Source organism: Fulvivirga sp., assembly GCF_040218215.1.
In the GTDB taxonomy this organism is placed as follows: Bacteria; Bacteroidota; Bacteroidia; order Cytophagales; family Cyclobacteriaceae; genus Fulvivirga.
Map to the genome: position 1 here is coordinate 82114 of NZ_JAVJQL010000014.1, position 23080 is coordinate 105193.

At 36.9% G+C, this 23080-nt stretch carries 21 protein-coding genes and 3 tRNA genes; 7 read left to right on the forward strand and 17 right to left on the reverse strand.

Going from position 1 to position 23080, the window contains the following annotated elements:
• Window positions 1–68 precede the first annotated feature (68 nt).
• From RIB54_RS09070 to RIB54_RS09150, 17 genes are all read right to left on the reverse strand, one after another.
• Window positions 69–1853, reverse strand: a complete 1785-nt coding sequence (locus tag RIB54_RS09070; RefSeq protein ID WP_350100604.1) for an ABC transporter ATP-binding protein — start codon at window positions 1851–1853, stop codon at window positions 69–71.
• A gap of 1 nt (window position 1854) precedes the next feature.
• The gene (locus RIB54_RS09075) at window positions 1855–3240 is read right to left on the reverse strand and encodes a glycosyltransferase (protein ID WP_350100605.1); all 1386 of its coding nucleotides are present in this window, start codon (window positions 3238–3240) and stop codon (window positions 1855–1857) included.
• 2 nt (window positions 3241–3242) lie between these two features.
• Window positions 3243–3470 carry an acyltransferase gene (locus tag RIB54_RS09080; RefSeq protein WP_350100607.1) on the reverse strand — a complete coding sequence of 76 codons (228 nt, stop codon included), beginning with the start codon at window positions 3468–3470 and terminating at the stop codon, window positions 3243–3245.
• A gap of 29 nt (window positions 3471–3499) precedes the next feature.
• Window positions 3500–3814, reverse strand: a complete 315-nt coding sequence (locus tag RIB54_RS09085) for a hypothetical protein (RefSeq protein ID WP_350100608.1) — start codon at window positions 3812–3814, stop codon at window positions 3500–3502.
• 53 nt (window positions 3815–3867) lie between these two features.
• Entirely contained in the window at window positions 3868–4887 is a 1020-nt protein-coding gene (locus tag RIB54_RS09090; protein ID WP_350100609.1) for an N-acetylneuraminate synthase family protein, read from the reverse strand.
• Window positions 4868–5575 (reverse strand): cytidylyltransferase domain-containing protein, encoded by a 708-nt coding sequence (locus RIB54_RS09095; protein ID WP_350100610.1) that lies wholly within the window; start codon window positions 5573–5575, stop codon window positions 4868–4870. Before RIB54_RS09095 ends, RIB54_RS09090 begins: the two co-directional genes overlap by 20 nt.
• 4 nt (window positions 5576–5579) lie before the next feature.
• Window positions 5580–6143: an acyltransferase gene (locus RIB54_RS09100; RefSeq protein WP_350100611.1), complete on the reverse strand. Its 564-nt coding sequence runs from the start codon at window positions 6141–6143 to the stop codon at window positions 5580–5582.
• Window positions 6144–6242: 99 nt separating this feature from the next.
• Window positions 6243–8633: a GumC family protein gene (locus RIB54_RS09105; RefSeq protein ID WP_350100612.1), complete on the reverse strand. Its 2391-nt coding sequence runs from the start codon at window positions 8631–8633 to the stop codon at window positions 6243–6245.
• Window positions 8633–9421 (reverse strand): polysaccharide biosynthesis/export family protein, encoded by a 789-nt coding sequence (locus RIB54_RS09110; protein WP_350100613.1) that lies wholly within the window; start codon window positions 9419–9421, stop codon window positions 8633–8635. Before RIB54_RS09110 ends, RIB54_RS09105 begins: the two co-directional genes overlap by 1 nt.
• An 18-nt stretch (window positions 9422–9439) precedes the next feature.
• Complete coding sequence (kdsA, locus tag RIB54_RS09115; RefSeq protein ID WP_350100614.1) at window positions 9440–10276, reverse strand: 3-deoxy-8-phosphooctulonate synthase; 837 nt, start codon at window positions 10274–10276, stop codon at window positions 9440–9442.
• A 7-nt stretch (window positions 10277–10283) separates the two neighbouring features.
• Window positions 10284–11345 carry an NAD-dependent epimerase gene (locus RIB54_RS09120; RefSeq protein ID WP_350100615.1) on the reverse strand — a complete coding sequence of 354 codons (1062 nt, stop codon included), beginning with the start codon at window positions 11343–11345 and terminating at the stop codon, window positions 10284–10286.
• Complete coding sequence (locus RIB54_RS09125) at window positions 11346–11891, reverse strand: KdsC family phosphatase (RefSeq protein WP_350100616.1); 546 nt, start codon at window positions 11889–11891, stop codon at window positions 11346–11348.
• A gap of 19 nt (window positions 11892–11910) precedes the next feature.
• Entirely contained in the window at window positions 11911–12366 is a 456-nt protein-coding gene (locus tag RIB54_RS09130) for a DUF4920 domain-containing protein (protein ID WP_350100617.1), read from the reverse strand.
• Between the two features lie 95 nt (window positions 12367–12461).
• Window positions 12462–15485, reverse strand: coding sequence for a CHAT domain-containing protein (locus RIB54_RS09135; RefSeq protein WP_350100619.1), 3024 nt, complete (start codon window positions 15483–15485; stop codon window positions 12462–12464).
• Between the two features lie 270 nt (window positions 15486–15755).
• Window positions 15756–15830 (reverse strand) — tRNA-Pro (locus RIB54_RS09140).
• Window positions 15831–15844: 14 nt separating this feature from the next.
• Window positions 15845–15918 (reverse strand) — tRNA-Arg (locus RIB54_RS09145).
• A gap of 14 nt (window positions 15919–15932) precedes the next feature.
• Window positions 15933–16019: transfer RNA gene (locus tag RIB54_RS09150), tRNA-Ser, on the reverse strand.
• A 179-nt stretch (window positions 16020–16198) separates the two neighbouring features.
• Between RIB54_RS09150 and RIB54_RS09155 the strand changes: the two genes are divergently transcribed.
• The 7 genes from RIB54_RS09155 to RIB54_RS09185 all read left to right on the forward strand — a co-directional run bounded on the left by RIB54_RS09155 (window position 16199) and on the right by RIB54_RS09185 (window position 23080).
• Window positions 16199–17167 (forward strand): vWA domain-containing protein, encoded by a 969-nt coding sequence (locus RIB54_RS09155; protein WP_350100621.1) that lies wholly within the window; start codon window positions 16199–16201, stop codon window positions 17165–17167.
• Window positions 17164–18045 (forward strand): tetratricopeptide repeat protein, encoded by an 882-nt coding sequence (locus tag RIB54_RS09160; RefSeq protein ID WP_350100622.1) that lies wholly within the window; start codon window positions 17164–17166, stop codon window positions 18043–18045. The genes RIB54_RS09155 and RIB54_RS09160 overlap by 4 nt, the downstream gene beginning before the upstream one ends.
• A 102-nt stretch (window positions 18046–18147) precedes the next feature.
• On the forward strand, window positions 18148–19326 hold the full coding sequence (locus RIB54_RS09165; RefSeq protein ID WP_350100623.1) for an acetyl-CoA C-acyltransferase: 1179 nt from the start codon (window positions 18148–18150) through the stop codon (window positions 19324–19326).
• Between the two features lie 66 nt (window positions 19327–19392).
• Window positions 19393–20733, forward strand: coding sequence for a toxin-antitoxin system YwqK family antitoxin (locus RIB54_RS09170; protein WP_350100624.1), 1341 nt, complete (start codon window positions 19393–19395; stop codon window positions 20731–20733).
• 64 nt (window positions 20734–20797) lie between these two features.
• Window positions 20798–21733 (forward strand): phosphoribosylaminoimidazolesuccinocarboxamide synthase, encoded by a 936-nt coding sequence (locus tag RIB54_RS09175; RefSeq protein WP_350100626.1) that lies wholly within the window; start codon window positions 20798–20800, stop codon window positions 21731–21733.
• 35 nt (window positions 21734–21768) lie between these two features.
• Window positions 21769–22152, forward strand: a complete 384-nt coding sequence (locus RIB54_RS09180; protein WP_350066019.1) for an STAS domain-containing protein — start codon at window positions 21769–21771, stop codon at window positions 22150–22152.
• A 10-nt stretch (window positions 22153–22162) separates the two neighbouring features.
• Window positions 22163–23080, forward strand: coding sequence for a ribonuclease Z (locus tag RIB54_RS09185; RefSeq protein ID WP_350100627.1), 918 nt, complete (start codon window positions 22163–22165; stop codon window positions 23078–23080).

A 23080-nucleotide genomic window follows, 5' to 3' on the forward strand; every position in this document is an offset into this window, starting at 1 on the left:
ATCACCTTTATATAATTTGAAGGAATTTACTATGGCTACATATTATATGTTGGGGCAGTTCAAGTTTTCTAGGTAACTCCAGACATCTCTTGGAATAATTTGTTATTTTTTAACAACTCTTGATATGATCCTTGAGAACTTATCATTCCATTTTCCAAGAATAATATTCTATCACATTTCTCAAGAGTACTTAATCTATGTGCCACCATTATTATAGTTAGGTCATCATCCAAACCATGTAATATTTCAACAAATTTCCTTTCTGTTTTATTATCCAAAGCAGAGGTGGCTTCATCAAATATTAGAATCTGTGGGTTATTATATAGGGCTCTTGCAATCCCTATCCGTTGTCGTTGCCCTCCTGATATTTTTACTCCATTTTCTCCTACCTTCGATTTCAATCCTTTATCTAATGAGTTGACAAAATCAAACAACTGAGCCGCCTTAACTACCTCCTTTACCCTATCTAAATCTACGTTATTAGGCTTAATTCCAAATGCAATATTTGCTATTATCGTATCATCAAGTAAATAAATATTTTGAGGCACATAACCTACACTCTTTTGCCATAAGGACAACATAGACTGTAAATCCACATTATCAACTTTTATATACCCTTCAGTAGGTTGATGTAAGCCAAGAATTAAATCTAATATTGTAGTTTTCCCTCCACCAGTCGCTCCAGCAATACCAATTATTTCACCTTTTTCAATTTCAAAATTGATTTTATTAATCACTTTACTTTCGGAAGATTGATAATTAAAACTAACATTCTGAAAAGATATCTTGTGTTCAAAATTGAGAGATTGATCTAGACTAGTATCATCCTGTTCTCTATCCTTTTGGATTTTCATATCTTTTACTACCGGGTCAATAGAAACTTCATTACTTCTTACCAGATTTAGATTAACCATAATTGCGCTAAAGTTTTGTCTCATCCTTACCAATGCCAGACCAAAAAAACTCAATAAATAAGTTAGTTCAGTTCCTTGGTAAGCTAAGAAAAGCAAACCCCCAGTTAAAAAAAGTATCATTACAACCGCAACTATTTCAAGGTAACCTGAAGGTAATTTGGAGAGCATATTTACCCTTAGTTGAGTATTTGCAAGCCGTAATGTGGAGTTTTTAAAAAGTTGATAAAAAAAATGTTCCCTATTAGCAACCTTAATGGCTTTCAACCCCTGCAGTCCTTGATATAAATATTGCAATTGCAACCGTCTTTCTTGTTGCATAGTTTTACCGTATCTCCTAAGTTTCCTTCTTAGTAACAAATTAAAGCCTCCCATTGCAATTACTAAAAAAGAAACAACTATTGTGGTCATATAAAATTCTACAACCAACATTGAAATAAAAATAGCAATTAGAATTATTATATTTAATAATATTAGAAAACTTGGAATCAACACCTTTGCAGCTATATAAGAAACTTCGTTATTAATATTCCTAATTAATGTGCTCGTATTTCTATTTAAATAAAGCTGATAAGGACTAAACAAATACTTACTAAAAAGATCACTTGCCAATTTTGTTTGTATATGCTTTATAAGCTTTAATTGCTTAAAATCAACATAAAAACGATAGGCATTTTTCATTAAGAACACCAATATTATCATAACCGAACCAACTAAAAATAGGTGTTTAGTGGTTAACAAGTTCAGCTCATCTAAAAAGTCATATAGCCAAGGAAAATTTTTAAGCTCTTCAGGTTGTAAGATATATTTTATCACAATCGGTACAATCCCAATGCCCAGTACTTCTAACACAGCAGAAAGCAACATCATCCAAAATAAAATGAAAATTCTATTCTTATTTTCGCTGTCAAAGAGGGATAAAATTTTTCTGATTAAAGACATATTAATTCTGAAGTAAGTAATGGCCACTCATTTTTTCAAAGATTTCAAAGTCAAAATTAGAAAATACACCAAATGCTGTTTTTTGATCAACCACTATATGACTGATTTTTCCTTTCATTAAATTTTTATTCTTTCTGAAGTTATCTTTTGTACTCAACATTATGCCTCCTGCTCCTCTATATAATGCTTCCCTTTCCAGTTTTGTGAATTTCTCTTGGTCTAAAATTGGCGCTAAGGTATGCCCGGTATGTTGATAATACATTCTGTTATCAGGCCGTACACTTAAAACTGCATCTGATTGAAATAAAGTCATCGTATTAATGGCATCATCCATTATGTCACTTTTAGTAAATGGATACTCTAATGAAACCGTCATAATAGCTTCGAACTCCCCATATTTTTCTTCTGCAAATTTTAAAGCTTGATCAATCGTATCCCTTAAAGTTTCGTTTGCTTGAGAAAAAGCTTTCGGTCTTTCTATAACATCTACTTGCTTATACCCTTCAAAGGTAGTTTTGGCATATTCTAAAATGTCCGGGTCTGCGCTTGAAATTATGATATGATCAATTTTTTTTGCTTCAACACAAGTCGCTACTTTCCTGTGTAAAATAGTTTTTCCATCAACCTGATGTAGTGGCCAGTTGACATTACCAATAAAGGCACTTCTGACAGGGATTATGCAAAGCGTACGTTTCGTTTGCAAATGCTGATTTACAAAAAGTTCTTTTATTTTTTGTCTGGTTGCTAGTATTCTTTCCTCATTAGTGGTTAAATTATTTCCATGCCTTCTGTAAGAAAATAAACTTTGAGAAACATTGGTGACCTTATGATGCATGATGAATTTAATCCATAAATCATAACCGTCCTGGCACGTAAAACTTTCATTATAGCCCCCTAAATCTCTTAAAAACTCTAAGCGAACCATCGTGCAGGCACCATGTGCAGGCTGATCATATAAAGAAACTTCCTTTTCAAAGTTGTGCCCCTTCTCCTCTCCAGTCTTATTGCCATCTATATCTACATAGTAATAATCTGGAAAGACTAGTCCTAGTTCTTCATCAGCTTCCAAAACAGCACTCATTACCTCTAATGCCGTTGGTTCTAAAAAGTCATCTGCATCAAGGCGCATGATATACTTTCCATTTGCCATTCGCATGGCAACATTATTAGTGATATTTAAACCTTTGTTTTGTTGATATATAATGGATACTTTGTTGTTTTCTCTATATTCCTCAATAATAGCTTTGCTTCCATCAGTTGAGCCATCATCAATAATTAGCAGGTCAAAATCTTGTAAACTTTGCTTTAAAACACTTTCAATTGATTGCCTTAAAAACTGTTCGTAGTTATAGTTTGTGATGTAAATTGTTATTAATGGACTCTTCATTTCTAATTTCTTTCTTTAAGCGGTTTTGCTGGAATCCCTGCTACAACCTGGTATTCTCCCACATCCTTTTTAACTACAGCATTACTCCCCACTACGGCTCCCCTTTTTATAATGACTCCTGGCATTATAACCACATGTGCTCCTAACCAACTATCTTCTTCTAAAACAATAGGTGCATGTCGATAGCCCTGGTCTTGAATAGATTTCGATTTCTCGGCAAAACCATGCATGCTAGTTTGCAGATAGACAAAACCTGAGATCAAACATTTTCTTCCAATAGTAATCGAATCACCCCATTGAAAACCGTATATAAGCCTACTCTTGCACCACTTTCTAAAGAAATTTGAGCATTATTGGTTGAAAGCAATCTTACACCCCTATCAATCCTGCAATTATCCCCTATTCTAATACTGCTTTTTCCATGAACTCTAATTTCTATACTTCTTCTAAACTCTACATTATTGCCAATCTCTAACTTACAGCCCTCGTCAATCCATATTTTAGGGATACTGTCAGTCCTAAAATTGTTTCCAATTTTAATATTAGAAGAAGCATAAAAAAATTTAGTCATCATTGCATTAAATGACGGTCTAAATTTTCTGATATAGAATTGTGTAAGCCGGTTTATCATATAATTATATCCCAGCTTAATTTTTGATGTTTGAAAATGTCTTTTTGGGCTCTTTTACCTAAGACATCATAGTAATATCGAGCATCTATACCATGATTTGGTCTTAATACTGTTGTATTTTCTTCAGTAAATTTTTCTCCCTTTTTTATATCTTTCAATGGATAGACTGCTCTTCTAAATGATAAATCATGTCCATTGTTAATTTCTATTGGTACAGGTTTTTTCTTTTCATCACCCTGAAGTGATTTGATTAATTTAATTTCACCAATTAATGAATGAACTTCTTCTTTCGTCAACGAGACTTTATGATCCCTAAACTGTTTATTTGTTCTATCATCAGTGAAATGAAACTCTAAGACTTCCGCTCCCATCGCAACCGCATACCACAAAGCTTTACTTCCTTCAGTATGATCAGAATACCCTATGGTCAGGCCTGTTAGTTTTTTCAGACGCTTCATAACGTTCAAATGTGCGTCACTTACACTAATCGGGTACATGCTGGTACATTGAAGTACGGACAGCATTTCCTTCGATTTATAAACAGGATTTACAGATTGGATAAAATTAATGGTTTCCAACACCTCTTCTTCAGTTGAAAGGCCAGTGGAGATCACCATCGGTTTTCCTCTTAACGCAGTTTTATTGATTACGGGATAAGCAGTTAAGTCACCACTCCCAATCTTATACAATGAGATAAACTCATCTATCCAGTGCATAGCGTCTAAATCCCAGACAGAGGAAGTATATTTTAACCCTGCATCAATTACCATTTTAGCAAGCGTTCTATGTTGCTCCTGACTTAATTCAAATTTTTTAAAATGTTTGTTGCGATCAGGGCTCTCCACACTCGAAACAAGGCTATTGCCTGTATAAATTTGAAACTTAACGTAATCAACATCAGATTCTATTGCTAATTGGGTCAATTGCTTTGCATATTCAAAGTCACCTTCATGGTTACCACCAATTTCTGCTATTAGCAACGGCCCGTATTTTCCATTAAATGCGTCTTTCACCATATTGATTTTGTGAAATTATTTCAGCTATTTCTTTGATATTATATTTTATGTGGTCTTGATCAAATGAATTAATAATAGTAATCGCTTTTTCAAAATCCTCTAGAGTATCTATTGCGAGTTGTGTACCTGCCAGTTCTTTAAGCTCATCATTATAAACAAAATGATACGATTTCAGCTCATTTTCATACAAATACAGGGTCACATGCTCGCGATAACGTTCTTCTGTAATGATCTCTTTTAATAAGTTTTTATAATGTTCTAGTCTTACGATTTCAATACTCATCCCTTTCGGATAGCTTCGTCCTTTGACATTACTTATAAAATCACATTTTCCAGTATGCGCCAAATTAATTAGGTTTTCCAATAGGGGAATATCTAAAAAAAGATTATCTCCATTTATTCTAATAATATAATCAACAGCTAAGTTAACTCCGGACTCGTAAAATCTTTTGGCTACATTTTCCAAAGACCCCCGATAACAATTCCAATTTTGCTTCTCACAATACCTTGAAATTATATCGTCTGACTTTTCAGTTGACGTGGCTATTATTATCTGTTCAGCTGGCAGCACCTTATTTACTCTTTCAAATATATATTGTAAAATAGTTTTGCCATTAATTTCCTTTAAAGCTTTTCCTGGCAACCGACTAGAATTATACCTAGATAATATAGTTACTCCTATTGTCATATTCCTATTTTCTTTCTCCAATCTTTTTGGCTGGACTCCCACCCCAGATTTCGAAAGCAGGAATATTGGAATTCACTACTGAATTAGCCGCAACAACAGCTCCATCCCCAATTGTAACACCCTTCAAAACAGTAACATTACTGGCAATCCATACACCATTTCCTATAAAAATTGGGGCTGTTTCATTAGGTTGCTTATTAATTAGTCTTGCTCTTTCTATTTGATAATTACTATCCACTAGATAAACAAATGGGGCAATTAAGCAATCATCTCCTATTTCAATTTTGTCAGATGCAAAAATAAAATTATGATAACCAATGGTAGTTCTATCACCTATTTTAATTATTGATGATCCATTACAACTACAAATTCTTACACCTTCTTTTAAAACCACCTCATCTCCTATAAAGATATTTTTAGGAAACCGCATAAATTCAACCGATTTGTCGATATGAACCCTTTCACCAAGCTTACCTAGTCGGCTTTTTTGCCAAAAAGCACGTAATTTATGTTTCCATGTGAACTTAATATGTTGGCGTAATTGGGACATTTTCAAAATAAATTTCATTAAAACAGATGATAACGGGAATACCGAACCCACATACCTTCCTAGAAATGCATTTTACATTTAAACTATTTCGAAAACTACGGATTATAAATTGTAAAATTATCCTTCTTGATAATAGCCACCGTTTCCTTTTTTATTACCATAGCCATAGCCATAGCCATAGCCATAACCTTCTCCGTAGCCATAACCCGGGCCTACCCGTTTTATATCATTAAATAAAAGACTTACTTTTTTAATTTTCCCATTTTCATAAAACTCCTGCACGGTTTTAATCGCCTGCTTGGGAGTATAATCCTGCCGCACAAGAAAAAGTGTATGATCAGCGTATTTGGATAGAATAAAGGCATCCGTTACCAAACCAATAGGAGGAGTATCCATTATTACAAAATCAAAATTTTTAATTGCCTCGGCCATGAATTTTTCCATCCTGTCACTCATCAAAAGCTCGCTGGGGTTTGGAGGAACCGGCCCCCCACTGATCAAGACCAAATTATCAATGTTAGTGTCCTGAATGATTTCAGTAAATGCCATTTGCCCGGATAAATAATTACTTAAACCGACATCATTGTTAAGATTAAAATCTCCAAACAAGCGGGGTTTTCGCATATCTGCACCAACAATAAGGGTTCGTTTGTTGCTAAAGGCCAAAACCGTTGCCAGATTAATGGTAGAAAAGGTCTTTCCCTCACCACTGATGGAGGATGTGATCAAAAATATCTTTTTGTCTTTGCCTTCTGTAAAGAAATTAAGATTGGAGCGCAATGACCTGAACGATTCGGCCACGCCAGATTTCGGTTTTTTATAAACGATCAGGTTATCAGATAGCCCATTATGTCCCACTCCTCCGATAAGGGGTATATTGGTTACATTTTCAATATCCTCTTTCGACTGTACCTTGTTATTCAACAACTCCATAATGAGAAAAAAAACAAAGGGCAACATAACTCCCATTGCACCAGCAATGGCATAATTTCGAGATGGCTTAGGAGCAATGGCGCCACCCATCTGTCGAGCGGGATTCACAACTACAATGTCACTGGTGGTTGAGGCTTTTGAAATACCCGCTTCGGCACGTTTTTGCATCAAAAAAATATACAAGTTTTCGCTGAGTGTATAGTTTCGTTGCAGATTAACCAAACGTCTCTCCGACTCTGGAAGCTTAGCCAATTGCTGATCCACCAATTTAATTTGTTGCTTTATAAATTGCTCATTGATCTTTTGCGCCTCTAATGAACTCTCTACACTCTCCTGTATGTCAGCTCTTATCTTCGCAACTTGTGCCCGCTTCCTTTCTATCAATGATGTCTCTTCTTTTCCTCTACTGGTTTGCAAATTTAACTCTGTTTGTAGTTGTACTAGTGAAGTAATGAGACTAGTCATAATTGGATCTTCCACGCCAACGCTAGTGGGAGGTACTACTTGGTTGAGGTTATCTTCTTTGCGCAGATATTCCGTAAGATACTGGTAGTAGTTTTTCTGCAAACGCAGCTGTGCCAAATTGGCTTCAAGACCCTCTACCCGCTGGTATAGCCTTAAAGCTTCACCCTCCAGATTAGTAATGACATTTTTTTGCTTAAATGTCTCTACCTCACGCTCAAAATACTGTAATGAGTCCTTAATCAATTGCAACTGAGAATCAATAAATTCAATGCTTTGGGTAGCAGTTTCGTTTTTCTTATCCAAATCATACTGCTGATATTGTTTTATTAGCTCATTAAGGAAATCAATCTCCTTTTCCGGCACAGCTGTATTGATTTCCATGTTTACCACTGAAGCTCCCTGCTCCTGCCAGTAAGCTTTAAGACGTGAAATATAGCCATTGGCAGTTGCTTCTACCGAATTAAAGTTGATCAATAACCTGCGATCCACATAATTTTGGTTACCGCCAGTTGATATAACTAAAAAATGGTAATCATACAGGCGTATCGTATCACCAAATTCATAAGTAATTGGCTCACTTGTTCTAGTATCTTCCAATAATTGCAATTTAAATCTGTTAGCATTTAAGAGTGTGAGTTCCATAGTCTTTCCGGAAGGAGTATGCCCTTCTAAAAAATGAAATTTGAACGGTATATTTTTATCATATACCTCCGTAGTCTTAATTTCACCTTCCCTAAAATAGCGGGTATTCAAATCAAGATTTTCCACCACCGAAGACATGAGTGGAACTGATTTTAAGATATATAGCTCATTGTAAAAATTTCGATAAGGATTTACCAAGGCGTTGTTGTAAAGTAATTTAGCGCCTACATTTTCCTGATTTTCTTTAATAATAATAGAAGCCTTGATGGGATAAATTCTGGTACTATACCTGTTTATGGAGTACGCTACGACCAATGAAACAACCAAGGTTGAAATAATAACATACCAATAGCGTAGTGCCCTATAAAGTATGCGTTTATAATCGATAAGATTACTACCACTTTCACGAGATGCTTCAAACTGCATCATGTCGCGTTCAAACGGATAACCTGAATCCTTGCTAGTCATTAGTTTTTGAGAAGGTTTAAAGTGAGTAAAATCACGGAAACCGTAGAAACAAATAAGCTTAGATTTTGCCCGAAATATCTTCGAAAGGGACGTTGCTTTAGAGGCGGAACAATAATAACATCATTGGGATGTACAAAAAAACTACTGTGCTTCATATAGTCTTCTTCCAGAAGGTTAACATAGAACACCTCGGAAGTATTCGCCTTCTGTCTGATCACTTTCACCTTTGAGCGATCAGCCATCTCACTTAATCCTCCAGTACCTGCAATGACTTCCATTATAGTGACCCGGTTATTGATACTATTGAAGACACCTTCTCTATTCACCTCCCCTAAAACTGAAATTCTATAATTTAAGAGCCTCACCTTCACAGCAGGTGCAGATAAAAATCTGGTAGCTATTTCTGTAATTCTCTCCTCTGTTTGATGCAAGGTCAACCCACTTATTTTAACTTTTCCTACCTCAGGAAATTGAATTTCACCATTTCTATCCACTAAATATCCGCCAATTGCTAGGTTGTTTTGATTAGCTCCTCCTCCCGTACCTTGTTGTAGGTTGGCAAAAATATTATACTCATCTTCCGTCAAACTCTCAATCCTTATCGAAAGAATATCCTCAGATTGAATTCTGTATTCATAATTGACCAAATCATAAGAACGTAATACCGTATCAGTGGGAAAATCTTGATTCAGTTCATTTTCAGATTGTAAATAAACCAATTTTCTATTGGGAACACAAGAAGAAAAAAACAGCACAGCCAATACTGAAAAAATTAAAATTCTATCCATCAGTCTAAAAAATATCCACTAATTAACATACTGCTTACCAAGCATCCAAACCTCTTTTAACATCTTTAAGAAGTTTTCCATCTCATTGAGGGGTATCATATTGGGCCCATCGCTCAATGCTTTTGCTGGATTGGGGTGCGTTTCAATAAAAAATCCATCTACCCCAACTGCTGCAGCTGCTCGTGCAAGGTATGGAGCAAATTCTCTTTGCCCACCCGAAGTGCCACCTTGTCCACCTGGCTGCTGAACACTATGGGTAGTATCGAATACAACCGGAGCAAACTGTCTCATAGTAGGTAATGCTCTCATATCTACTACCAAATTATGATATCCAAAGCTCACCCCACGTTCTGTCAAACAAACATTGGGATTACCAGAATCCCTTACCTTATCCACAGCATATTTCATGTCTTCTGGCGCCATAAATTGTCCACGCTTTACTTTTACCATTTTTCCTGTCTCAGCTGCAGCTATCAACAAATCGGTCTGGCGACATAAGAATGCTGGTATTTGCAATACATCAGCCACCGTGGCCACTTCTGCCGCCTGATAACTTTCGTGTATATCCGTAACAATAGGAACTCCTAACCTGGATTTCACCTCCGAGAGAAGTTTCAAGCCTTCTTCCATGCCCAACCCTCGATAAGAATTAACCGATGTTCTATTTGCCTTATCGAATGAAGCCTTGAATACATATTCAATATCAAGCTGATTACAAATAGATTGAACCTTTTCTCCAACCTCAAGACATAAGTCCAAACTTTCTGCGGCACATGGCCCAGAAAAAACGACCAGCTTATCACCTCCAAGGGCAATCTTGTCTGCTATTTTAACATTAGTCTTAAAAATCTCCATGTGTTGCCTACATTCTAACTTTATAGTACTTGAGATACCAATCTACGAACTTTTTTACGCCCTCATCAATATCTGTGCTTGGTTTAAAATCAAATTCCTTAATTAACTCACTAACATCCGCATAGGTTGATTCTACATCACCGGGCTGTATCGGAAAATACTCTTTTTTTGCTTCTAATTTAAATGCTCTTTCTAATGAATAAATAAAGTCCATAAGTCTTACTGGACTGTTATTTCCGATATTATAAATTTTATATGGTGCAGTGGATGAACCTATATTGGAACCATCTCCTGCCCAATTAGTATTTGATGCAGCAGGTTTATCCATTACTCTAATCATAGCCTCTATGATATCATCAATAAATGTAAAATCACGCGACATGTCTCCATTATTAAAAATCTTAATAGGTTCATTCTTACTAATTGCTTTTGCAAAGAGAAACAATGCCATATCGGGCCTCCCCCAAGGGCCATAAACTGTAAAAAACCTGAGACCCGTTACTGGTATTTTAAACAGATGGCTGTAAGAATGTGCCATTAGTTCATTGCTCTTCTTGGTAGCAGCATACAATGACAATGGATGATCGACATTATCATTAACAGAAAATGGCATTTTTGTATTTGCACCATAAACAGAGCTGGACGAAGCAAATACTAAATGCTTAACTGGATGATTACGGCAAGCTTCAAGAACATTTAAAAAACCCTGAATATTGGCATCTAAATAGACTTGTGGATTTTCTACCGAATACCTAACTCCGGCTTGAGCTGCCAGGTTAACAACTATATCGAACCCCTGCTTCTCAAAAAGACTGTCGATAGTAAATTTATCTTTCAAATCAGCTTTAATGAATTGAAAGTTATCATAAGTATCGCTATTAGATAACTGACCTTCGGATATTGAATGTTCATCAATACCTAATTCAGCAAGTCTGTCTAACTTTAATGAAATATCATAGTAACCTGAGATATTGTCCAGACCAATGACCTTATCTCCCCTTTTAAGAAGTTGTTTTGATAAATGAAACCCAATAAAACCGGCAGCCCCTGTTACTAAAATCCTAGCCATTTACATAAGTGAATTTAAGACTCCTTCAAAATCACCTTGCGCAGCAAGCACTAAATCCCCCACTTCCCTCAAAACCCCATTGCCACCGCCCTTAACAGTAATGAAATGAGCTTCATCTTTAACATAAGATAGTGCGTCCACCGGAGCAACGCCCAAACCTACATTTTTAATGACTTTTAAATCAATGATATCGTCACCGATATAGGCTATTTCCTCTAGCTTCAACCCCTTCTGCTCTGCAATATCCTGAACAATCTGAAACTTATCTTTCACCCCCTGAAAACAATAATCAAGCTTCAGCTCTTGACATCTTCTCTCTACTAATACGGATTCCCTGCCTGTTATTGCACCAACGGTAAAGCCCAACCTTTTCAAGTGACTTATAATTTGACCGTCTTTTACGTTGAAGGCTTTAATTTCATCACCGCTATTAGTATATATGATTGATCCATCAGTCAATACACCATCCACATCAAACAAAATTGCTTTTATCTTTTGGGCACGACTTTGAACATCCTGAGGTATATCTACCAAGACCTTCTGCATAGCTAATAATGCCGGCTTACTAATCAACAATGATTACTCCTGTGGCTACAAAATTGTATTCTTCTTTCGGTTCAGTTATGGCCGCTATCTCAGCTTCACTTTTACCAGCATCCTGAGCATAATGTTGCAGGGTTTCTACATCGGTAATTTCCTTTACGGTCTCACCGGCAATTATTGCTTTCTTACCCTCTGCCCCACTTGTAGGCACGAAGAAGCCATAGTCTTTAAAGGTAACTCTAATTTCTTCTCCATCGTCCATCTTCATGGTCATCCAGCAGCCCTTCTTTTCACAAGTAGCCAAAATTTCACCCTCCAACTTCACATTAGCTTTTTTACCATTTTCTATTAATGACTTGGCTTGCGAAATACTAACCACTTCATTGTCATCAATTTTTTCACCATAGTAGTTCTGATTTGGCTGCGAGCAACCTACTAAGGCAACTAGAAGTAAAATTCCTAAATTTTTCATCATCATGATCTTAATGTTAATGCAAACAAAACTAGGACTAATTTCAATTACTCCTTAATTAAAATCTGAATTTAAATGTCAATTAGTTGAAGACAAGGACATTATTCACCCACAATTTTGAACGCCCCCCAATAGAAGGGCTCTGGATATTCTTGCATCAAAGACAGTTGAGCCTCTCTAAATGCATAGTATTTTTCCTTTCCTTTGGCCAAATTCTCATAGAATAGTGTCATCAACCTTTGAGTGGCGTCATCATCAACATTCCACATACTCATGACCAGATAACGAGCTCCGGCTATTTTAAATGCCCTTTGAAGCCCATAAACACCTTCTCCGTTTGACACTTCACCAAGACCTGTTTCGCAAGCAGACAAAACAACCAATTCAGTGTTGTTTAAGTCCATATTCATAGCTTCATAGGCCGTTAGTATTCCATCCTCATTATCAATAGGATTATTGCCAGATAGTAAAAAATCCTCTGCTCCGGCCAGTATTATTCCGGCCCTGAGCAATGGGTTTTGGTAGTATCTGTTACTCTCCTCAAAATCCGGGGATTTAACATTTTCAAGAAAATAACCATGTGTAGCTATATGTAAAATGCCCGGATTACTGATTTCCTTAAGCTTGGATTCACTGGCTTGACTGGTAGTGAGTGTATTTGTTATAATACCCCGGTCTTCATAAATTTTGCTTATCTCTTCTACCTCTGTTTTAGTGCCGGGCAGCTCGGCAATGCCCTCTCCACTTCGCATATACCTCAACAGACCTCCTCTCAAACCTCTTGTCTCTGAGAAATCAACACCCCTCAAACTTCTATTTACGCCAGTCTCACTAGGTTTTTGTTTCTTTGCTAGGGTATAAGTTGGAAAGCCAAAAAGATATTTAGAGGCTGATGCTTTTTCAGAGGCTGAAGACAAAATATCACGGGTGCTTGTTACTTCTTGAATTTCTATCTCCTTAATCAGGTACTCTTTGGTGTTTGGATTAACCAGAGTACTTAAGTTAACCTGATTGTAAACACCGTCAGGTGAAATGTATAACTTATTAACACCTTTGAACTGCTTTTCCAAAGGGGCCCACAACTCATTATATGTATAATTATCCTCGATTTGATACCTGATTGAATTTCGGTAGTTATTCAGATACCTGCCTTCCATCAGTTCACCTCTTGTTAACAGAACAGACCTTGGAAATTCAGAGCTTTCATCAATGATAAGTGCCAGGTAATGTATCTTTTCACTAAAAGACCCACCCTTTGCCGGGTCAGACACTCTATACCTGATTATTTCCACTGCAGTCTCACCTGTTTTTAGTGATTTCTGAACCCTTTTCCAATCTGGTATTTCCTCATTGTATATTTGTGCAAATTGAGAAGACCTACTTACCAGACTCTTTTCAATCTGATTGGCATACTGGTTTAAAGAATCAACTAAACCCTGCCTGGGATCATTATTTGAATATAGTTTTGAAAGCCTCTCTTTGGCCAATTTCCAGGTATTAAAATCCTTAATTAGTGAAGAATCATTACTGTCGTAAATACTCCTCCTCAACCTTTCAGTAGCCACCATAATGATGCCTTTTGTTCTGAGTTGATAATTATATAGCTGACCCAGGATGTCAGGGTCATTTTTCATCATCTGTGCTGCTAAAGAGTTGTACTGCTCAAAAGTTGGTCTTAACTTTTCTAAATAAAACTTGGTTTTTTCTTCTTCACTTAATGACGGGAAGAATAATTTTATCTGCTCAAAGAAGTTTTCAAATGTCTGTTCAAAATACTTCCTCGAATTCTTTAAATCATTCTTTTTCCAATAATAAATGGCCAAATAATTAGTAACCTCAGCATATTTTGGATGGTGCTCTCCTAAAATTGATTTTCTCAACTTAAGGGCTTCTTGAAGGGTTTTTTCAGTATTGGCTGCATTTTTCAATAATTCAGTCTTTCCAATATTAAAAATAACTGTAGCGTAGTTAGCACTCTTCTTGCCTTCAACTTTTTCGTAAATTCCCCTTGAAGTTTCGAAGGTTTTAATAGCCAGCTCATATTGCCCCTTTTCTCTGTAAACATTTGCTAAGTTGTTCAATACTTGCGCATTAACTTCACTCTGTTGATCATATAGCTGAGCTGAAATTTCCAACGCTTCTTTCAATGACTTTTCTGCCAGATCAAAGTTCTTGACATCATAATAGGCCATACCTATATTAATAAGTGATGTCAAATAATTAGGATGAACTGTGCCAAAGGTCACTGAATCCTGACTTAAAAGGTTTTTATAAATAGCTATAGCTTCATTTGATCTCCCAAGGGCCATTTGTGCTAATGCAATATTATTATCAATGTCATTAAGAAGTATTTCCATGCCCATGATCCCATCGAGGTTATTCTTGGATTGATTGAAGATCAATTCAGCTATCGGGTACTTTCCTTGATTAATGTAATTGATTGCTAAGGAACCTTGTGTAAGCACGAACCTTATGGTATCATCTTGCTCTTCAAACACTTTACTTGATGATACTAATAACTCTTTTGCATCATCATAATTACCCAGTAATGACAACACATCACCTTTTTTGGCATTTAGAACCGCTACTGCATATTCATCGCTTTTAGAGTTTTTTAGCTGTTTATTTAGAATTGCCAAAGCGTCTGAATATTTACCCGTTTCAACCAAAATATCGGCATAGAATAATACTGATTCTAAATATGCATCAGATTCCTTGCCATGAAGAGCTGCATCAACAACAAGCAATTTATTTGCTATACCAATAGATTTGTTAAATTTCCCCAGGTCAAAATACAAATAGGCCAGCGAATACAGGGTGTTGCTATAACCTATGGTTTCTAAAGGAATGAGTTGTTCCCGCACCTTTAATGCCTTCTCATAATATGATGTTGCCAAATTGAATTTGGCTAATCCCAAATATGTTTCGCCAAAAATTGAAAATATCTCAGCAGTTAAAGTATCTAAATCTGTGGTGTTTGCTGCTACTTGAGCCTCGAGGGCAATAATTTCTTCAAGTTGATCATTGTCAATTAATTGTTCTAATTGATTATAATAATCAGTTCTGTTTTGCCCGTAAGAATAAAGAGAAATACAGATTAAAAGGGGTGTAATAAGTTTCCTCAAAGTTGATTAGATTTTCGTTCGATTGACCAATAATATATGATCTTTAAATTTAATCAATATTATTAACCCAAATACAAGCTATTATTCCAAAAACCTGATTTAAGTAACCAATTATAAATACTAAATGTATTTAAAGCGATGCATGAAATGATTTATGACTGTTAAATCAAGTATAGAAATCAGATCTGGGTGGATAATTACTATGTTTCAGTGAAGAGTAAGGGTTGAAAACGAAAAAGCCCGAGTATTTCTACTCAGGCTTCTCTTATGTCGGGGCGGCAGGATTCGAACCTGCGACCCCCTGGTCCCAAACCAGGTACGCTAACCGGACTGCGCTACGCCCCGAACTTATATTTTCGTGATCCGCTTAGGATTCGAACCTAAGACCTACTGCTTAGAAGGCAGTTGCTCTATCCAGCTGAGCTAGCGGACCAAAATCTGTCTCAGCGGAGAGAGGGGGATTCGAACCCCCGGTACCCTTTCGAGTACGACAGTTTAGCAAACTGTTGGTTTCAGCCACTCACCCACCTCTCCGTCTCAATTTTTGAGAGTGCAAATATAAAAGAACTATTTTCAGTATTCCAAACACAATGTGAATAAAATATTGCGTTTAATTTCAGATAAGGATTTTTGATTTTAACATTAATTATGACAGGTGGTATTTGGTCGCCAATTTGGCTTCTTTATATTTGCCCCAGTTCAAAAAACAGTATATGTCTTGGTTATATTCATTTACGCTTACAGAAGGCATCCTTAGCGGCTTATTCGCCTTACTCTACCTTGCATATATGGCCAGAGTTATAAGTACTGCAAAAAAATTAAAAGTAGGCTATTCTAATGTTTTCATAAAGCTTTTGATAAGAACCGTTTACTTCATACTCATCATTGTAGCTATACTCGGGCCTTCATTCGGGGAGTCAAAAAGAGAAGTAAAATCTGTAGGTAAGGACATTTTTATGCTTGTTGACCTTTCGGAATCAATGAATGCCGCTGATATTCAGCCTACCAGGTTAGAAAAAATAAAATTTGAGTTAAAAAATATTGTCAAGGCCTTTAACTCAGATAGAATGGGAATTATCATATTCTCATCTGAATCTTTTATGCAATCACCCCTGACTTACGATCAAAATGCCCTTAACTTGTTTATAGAGACACTTAATACCCGGCTTGTTCCTAATGCAGGTACTGACTTTGGTCCTCCATTAAAAATGGCGCTGGAGAAATTGAACGCTGAAGAGTCCCCCCTAACACAACAGAAATCAAAAGTGATAATTTTAATAAGTGATGGCGAAGACTTTGGTGAGCAGACTGAAGATGTAACTCAGGACATAGAAAGTCAGGGAATCAAGCTTTTTACACTCGGAATTGGGACTGAAAGAGGTAGCAAGATAAGAGTACGTGGCGGATTTAAAAGAGATAGACAAGGTAATGAGGTCATTACAAAGCTTGATTCTAAGTCTCTAAGAAAACTAGCAAGTGAGACCGATGGGCAATATTTTGAGATAAATGAAACTAATAATGACGTTTCTCGCTTAATAAGTACAATAAACAAAATTGAAGGCGAACTGCGGGACACACGTCAGGTTGACGTTTCAGCCAATAGATATTACTACTTTTTATTAGCTGCTTTGTTTTTGATATTATTGGATGTGCTTGCAAGTGTTAAAGTGATAAAAATATGAAGTATATCATAGGTATATTATTAGTTGTAACAGCTTTTGGCAACATTGGTGATATTGCCAAGGTCAATTCATTGAAGAAGAAGGCAAAGGAAGCTTATACCAATGGCGAATATCAGGTAGCACTTCAGCATTATCAATTTTTGGTCGATTCTATGAATGTTGTTGATGACAACATTAAATTAAATATGGCTAATGCCTACTATCAACTGAAAGACACTACGAATGCCATTAATAATTACAGTGATTTATTGGCCAGCAATAACAAAACAGTGAGGTCTGTAGCTAATCAGCAGACAGGCATAATCAAAAACAAACAGAAAAAGTATGAGGAAGCGCTTGATCATTTTAAAGAGGCTTTGAAGGCTGATCCTACCAATGAGGATGCCAGGTACAATTATGAATTACTGAAGAAGGTCTTAAAAGAAAAAGAAGAGCAGCAAAAGAACCAAGATCAAAACGACAAGGATAAAAACCAGGATAAAGACAAGGAGAATAAGGACAATAAAGATCAACAGAATAAGGATCAGCAAAAGCAAGATCAAAACAAAGAAGATCAGGAGAAGCAGAACGAAGAACAGCAGAAGGAAGGGCAAGAAGATAAGGACAAGCAAGACGAGCAGCAGAAAAAAGAAGAAGAAAAGAAAGAGGGTGAAGAAAAAGATAAAGAGCAACAAAAGCCCGAGGATGCAGAAAATAAAGACCAGGAAAAACCAACAGACCAAGAGCCATCACTCTCTGAAAAACTGAAGGACATGAAAATCTCTGAGGAAAAAGCCAAAATGATTTTAGAGGCAATGAAAAATAACGAGATTCAGTACATTCAGCAGAATAAGCGAAAGCCGACTAAGAAAAAGGATCCGGATAAGCCAGATTGGTGACAGTTGTCAGGAAATAGTCTTTTTATCTCTGGTCAGATTCCCTAGATTTGTTGCCTAACAACAGTTAGGATAATTCAACAAATCTAAACCACAAAATATATTATGAAAGAAGTATATATCGTTGCTGCGGTAAGAACACCAATAGGCAGTTTTGGCGGTAGCCTGGCGGGGATTCCTGCAACTAAACTTGGGTCAGTGGCCATCAAAGGGGCTTTAGAGAAGGCTGGTGTTGCAGCATCAGAAGTTAACGAAGTATTTATAGGCAATGTAGTATCGGCAAATCTAGGACAGGCACCTGCAAGACAGGCTGCAGTAGGCGCTGGCATTGGTTATAATGTTCCTTGCACCACTGTAAACAAAGTGTGCTCTTCCGGTATGAAGTCAGTAATGCTTGGTGCTCAGTCAATCATGCTAGGCATTAATGATGTTGTGGTTGCCGGAGGTATGGAAAACATGTCTGCCATCCCCTACTACGTTCCCAAAGCACGTTATGGGCTTGGTTATGGACATGGCCAGTTAATTGATGGTTTGATGCACGATGGTTTATGGGAAGCCTATCATGGTTTTCCAATGGGAAATTGTGCAGATAATACTGCCAAAGAGATGAATATTTCCAGGGAGATGCAGGATGAATATGCCATCAACTCATATAAAAGATCAGCTGCCGCATGGGAAACCGGAAAATTCAAAGACGAGATCGTGCCGGTAGAAGTACCACAAAGAAAGGGTGATCCTATCATCTTTGCTGAAGATGAAGAGTACAAAAATGTTAGGTTCGATAAAATACCTGATTTAAGGCCAGTATTCTCTAAAGAGGGTACTGTTACAGCGGCCAATGCTTCCACCATCAATGATGGAGCATCTGCTATTATTTTAATAAGTAAAGAAAAAATGGAAGAGCTTGGCCTGAAGCCAATAGCTAAAATAAGAGGTTTTGCTGACGCTGCACAGGAGCCAATATGGTTTACCACAGCACCATCATTGGCCATACCTAAAGCCATGAAGCATGCAGGAATCGAAAAGTCTGATGTTGACTTCTATGAAATTAATGAGGCATTTGCAGCAGTGGCCATTGCTAATAACCAGGAGTTAGGCCTTGATCCTGCAAAAGTAAATGTAAATGGTGGCGCTGTAGCATTGGGTCACCCACTTGGGGCATCAGGTGCCAGAATCATAACCACTTTAAATAGCGTACTTCACCAAAATAAAGGCAGCATTGGTGTTGCAGGTATTTGTAATGGTGGTGGTGGTGCTTCTGCTATTGTTATAGAAGCGCTATAAGCCGATATTTTAAATAATATATTGAATAGCCCTGCGTTTTAGCAGGGCTATTTTTATTTTTGACCTATGAAATCACTTCTCCTTCTTGCATTGACATTCCTTTCCTTGAGCTTATGTGCTCAGCAAATGGTTTACACCTTCTATGATGAGGAGCAAACTATTCTAAAAGAGAAGTATGAAACACTAACTGGTGATGAATCCAGCCTTAACGGAAAATACATCAAATATCACCTCAATGGAAATGTGGCTACGGAAGGCTCGTTTAAAAACGGTTATAAAAGTGGTTTATTTAAAGAATATTATGAAAGTGGCAAGCTTCAGCGGGAGATCAACTTTGACAATGGTAACAAACAAGGGCCTGTGAAGGTTTACAATGAACAAGGAATATTACTTCAATCTGCCTATTTTGAAAATAACAAACTCGCTGACAGCCTTAATTTATTCTTTGATAATGGGAAGAAAAGAACTGAAGGGTATTTTAAAAATGATAAGCCCGAGGGTTTGCTTTATGAATATTATGAGAGCGGGCAGGTAAAAAGGGAAATTCATTATGAAGATGGAAACCAAACGGGAATTACCAAGACCTACTATGAAAATGGGGTATTAAATACTGAAGGTAACTATCTGAATGGCGTGCTCAACGGCTATTACAAAACCTATTTTCCTAATGGGAAAATTGAAACTACTTCTTCCATGGATTCAGGAACACAAACTGGAAAGTTTGAGAATTACGACTCTCTGGGCAACCTATTGTTAACTGGCACTTACAAAAACGGAAAGCTTGATGGAGAAAATCTGGGCTACTACCCTTCCGGAACTTTGAAGCATAAGTATTTTTATGAAGAAGGAAAATTTGCCGGCACCAACATTCAGTATTATGAAAATGGAAACAAAGAAAGGGAAGTAACAACCTCAAAAGATGGCAGCAACAAATCAATAACATACTATACCCAGGCCGGCATCAAATCCAAAACAGAATCCTTTTCGGGCGACAACCCTCATGGCGAATGGATATACTTTGATGATGAAGGATACAAAATCAAAAGTGAGAATTATGACTTGGGTAGGCTAAACGGGCAATTGACCCACTATTATAAAAGCGGAAAAATTCAAAGGCAAGTTGAATACAAGTACGATTATCGTTTCGGAAATTCTACCACTTATTACGAAACAGGAGAAATAGAATCCATTACACCATTTAGAAGTGACAAACAACATGGTACTTTCAAAAAGCTGAGTAAGAAGGGCACCATTATAGAAACTGGTGAGTATGTCGGTAATAGAAAGGTTGGAAACTGGAACCAGTATGACGAGACCGGAAAACTGATTTTGACTGAAGTTTATAAAGCCGGAAAACTGACAGAAACGATAGTGCCGCCAGAAGAAGATAAAACTGAAGGCAACTAGATGATATAAAAAACAAAATTGTATTTCATATCATGCCCCGCTGAATTAAATTTGCCCACGATCTATGAAAGCACTAAAAGGAACAAATTTTTCCTTCCCCAATCAGACAAAATTTTACAGCGGAAAAGTAAGGGACGTTTACTACTTCGGAGATAAAATGGCCATGGTTGCCACTGACAGAATCTCTGCATTTGATGTAATCTTACCAGAAGCCATCCCATTTAAAGGGCAGGTTCTCAACCAGATAGCTGCTAAAAATTTATTGGCAACTAAAGACATTTGCCCTAATTGGCTGGAAGCCACTCCTGATCCTAATGTGGCCATAGGTCACTTATGCGAGCCTTTTCCTGTAGAAATGGTTATAAGGGGCTACCTGGCAGGGCATGCCTGGAGAGAATATAAAAGTGGTAAAAGAGAAGTCTGTGGTGTAGCATTACCAGAGGGACTAAAGGAAAATGACAAGCTGCCTGCTCCTATTATTACACCTACAACAAAAGCCCATGAAGGTCATGATGAAGATATTTCCAAGGAGGAAATTCTAAAGCAAAACCAAGTGAATGCTGCAGATTATGAGGTGCTTGAAAAGTACACGCAGCAACTATTTGCCCGGGGCACCGAGCTTGCCGACAAACAAGATCTTATACTGGTAGATACTAAGTATGAGTTTGGTAAAATTGACGGTGAAATTTATTTAATAGATGAGGTTCATACTCCAGATTCGTCACGATACTTCTATAAGGAAGGATATAAAGAAAGACAGCAAAAAAATGAGCCACAGAAACAACTCTCAAAGGAGTTTGTCCGTCAATGGTTAATAGAAAACGGGTTTCAGGGTAAAGATGGACAAAAGGTACCCGAAATGACTGAATCAGTTGTAAAATCAATTTCAGATAGGTATCTTGAACTTTACGAGAAAGTATCTGGTGAGCCTTTTAATAAACAGGACTACAGCAACATAGAAAAAAGAATAGAAAGCAATATTATCGCGGCCTTAAAATAGAATTAAGGTTTCCACCAAGAAAACAAAAACAGATAATGAAATATACTATAGACAAACAAGAGAAATATAGCCTACTTAAATTGCATGAAGAAAAATTAGACTCGAGTATAGCCCCGGGTTTAAAATCAGAATTGATCACAATACATGCCGAAGGAGTTAAAAATATTATTCTTGACCTTTCAGAAGTAAAATATACAGATTCATCTGGTCTGAGTGCCCTTCTTGTTGGCAACAGAGTGGTACAGGAAAAAGGTGGTATTTTCATTCTCGCTTGCTTGTCAGACCACACTACTAAATTGATAAAGATTTCTCAATTGGACAGTGTTCTTAATATTTTACCTACCGTTGAAGAAGGTGTAGATGCAGTGTTTATGAACGAGATTGAGAACGAGCTTCAAGATGGTGAAGATGACATTTGAGGTAGAATAGTTGCCTTTTAATTTAACAATACTCGGCTCCAATTCGGCAACGCCTGCCTATGGCAGGCACCATACCGCCCAATATCTAAATATTGGAGGACACCATTTTTTGATAGATTGTGGCGAAGGAACTCAGGAAAGACTCAATATATACAAAGCCAAAGTTCAGCGAATAAACCACATTTTCATAAGCCACCTGCACGGTGATCATTATCTGGGATTAATGGGTCTTGTTTACACCATGCACCTTTTAAAACGCACTAAAGACCTCAATATTTATGGTCAGAAAGGTCTTAAGGAGATTATAGTCACCCAACTAAAGTATTCTGACAGCAGATTAAACTATAAAATAAATTTCAGGGAACTTAAAGCTGAAAAACCAGAACTGCTCTTTGAGGATGATACTTTAGAAATAACCTCTTTTCCTCTAAGCCATAGAATACCTTGTAGTGGTTTTCTCTTCAAGGAAAAACCCAAACCTCTAAGGCTGTCTAAAGAAATGCTTCCTGAAAAAATTTCATTGGCACATATTGCACTTTTAAAAAAAGGTGAAGACGTTTATGATGAAGATGGCAATTTAATCTATAAGAATAGCGAATATACTTTGCCTCCAAGAAGGTCGCGGTCTTATGCTTTCTGTTCAGACACCTTATATGATGAGAGCATAGTTCCCTATATAAAAGGTGTTGACTTATTGTATCATGAAGCTACATTTCTAGCAGACAAATACCCATGGGCTGAACTAACCTTTCATAGCACAACGCACCAGGCGGGAGCAATTGCCAAAAAAGCTGAAGTAAAGCAACTGATCATAGGGCATTACTCTGCAAGATATAAAGACCTTACTCCTTTTATAAAGGAAACTCAAGAGGTGTTTGAAAACGCTATACTTTCTGTGGAAGGAGAAACCATATCACTTAGTGAATAA

Bases quoted from the DNA above. Each gene is read 5' to 3' on its own strand.
- RIB54_RS09070 (WP_350100604.1), bottom strand. From the start codon at position 1,853: ATGTCTTTAATCAGAAAAATTTTATCCCTCTTTGACAGCGAAAATAAG.
- RIB54_RS09075 (WP_350100605.1), bottom strand. From the start codon at position 3,240: ATGAAGAGTCCATTAATAACAATTTACATCACAAACTATAACTACGAA.
- RIB54_RS09080 (WP_350100607.1), bottom strand. From the start codon at position 3,470: ATGCATGGTTTTGCCGAGAAATCGAAATCTATTCAAGACCAGGGCTAT.
- RIB54_RS09085 (WP_350100608.1), bottom strand. From the start codon at position 3,814: ATGATGACTAAATTTTTTTATGCTTCTTCTAATATTAAAATTGGAAAC.
- RIB54_RS09090 (WP_350100609.1), bottom strand. From the start codon at position 4,887: ATGGTGAAAGACGCATTTAATGGAAAATACGGGCCGTTGCTAATAGCA.
- RIB54_RS09095 (WP_350100610.1), bottom strand. From the start codon at position 5,575: ATGACAATAGGAGTAACTATATTATCTAGGTATAATTCTAGTCGGTTG.
- RIB54_RS09100 (WP_350100611.1), bottom strand. From the start codon at position 6,143: ATGAAATTTATTTTGAAAATGTCCCAATTACGCCAACATATTAAGTTC.
- RIB54_RS09105 (WP_350100612.1), bottom strand. From the start codon at position 8,633: ATGACTAGCAAGGATTCAGGTTATCCGTTTGAACGCGACATGATGCAG.
- RIB54_RS09110 (WP_350100613.1), bottom strand. From the start codon at position 9,421: ATGGATAGAATTTTAATTTTTTCAGTATTGGCTGTGCTGTTTTTTTCT.
- kdsA (WP_350100614.1), bottom strand. From the start codon at position 10,276: ATGGAGATTTTTAAGACTAATGTTAAAATAGCAGACAAGATTGCCCTT.
- RIB54_RS09120 (WP_350100615.1), bottom strand. From the start codon at position 11,345: ATGGCTAGGATTTTAGTAACAGGGGCTGCCGGTTTTATTGGGTTTCAT.
- RIB54_RS09125 (WP_350100616.1), bottom strand. From the start codon at position 11,891: ATGCAGAAGGTCTTGGTAGATATACCTCAGGATGTTCAAAGTCGTGCC.
- RIB54_RS09130 (WP_350100617.1), bottom strand. From the start codon at position 12,366: ATGATGATGAAAAATTTAGGAATTTTACTTCTAGTTGCCTTAGTAGGT.
- RIB54_RS09155 (WP_350100621.1), top strand. From the start codon at position 16,199: ATGTCTTGGTTATATTCATTTACGCTTACAGAAGGCATCCTTAGCGGC.
- RIB54_RS09160 (WP_350100622.1), top strand. From the start codon at position 17,164: ATGAAGTATATCATAGGTATATTATTAGTTGTAACAGCTTTTGGCAAC.
- RIB54_RS09165 (WP_350100623.1), top strand. From the start codon at position 18,148: ATGAAAGAAGTATATATCGTTGCTGCGGTAAGAACACCAATAGGCAGT.
- RIB54_RS09170 (WP_350100624.1), top strand. From the start codon at position 19,393: ATGAAATCACTTCTCCTTCTTGCATTGACATTCCTTTCCTTGAGCTTA.
- RIB54_RS09175 (WP_350100626.1), top strand. From the start codon at position 20,798: ATGAAAGCACTAAAAGGAACAAATTTTTCCTTCCCCAATCAGACAAAA.
- RIB54_RS09180 (WP_350066019.1), top strand. From the start codon at position 21,769: ATGAAATATACTATAGACAAACAAGAGAAATATAGCCTACTTAAATTG.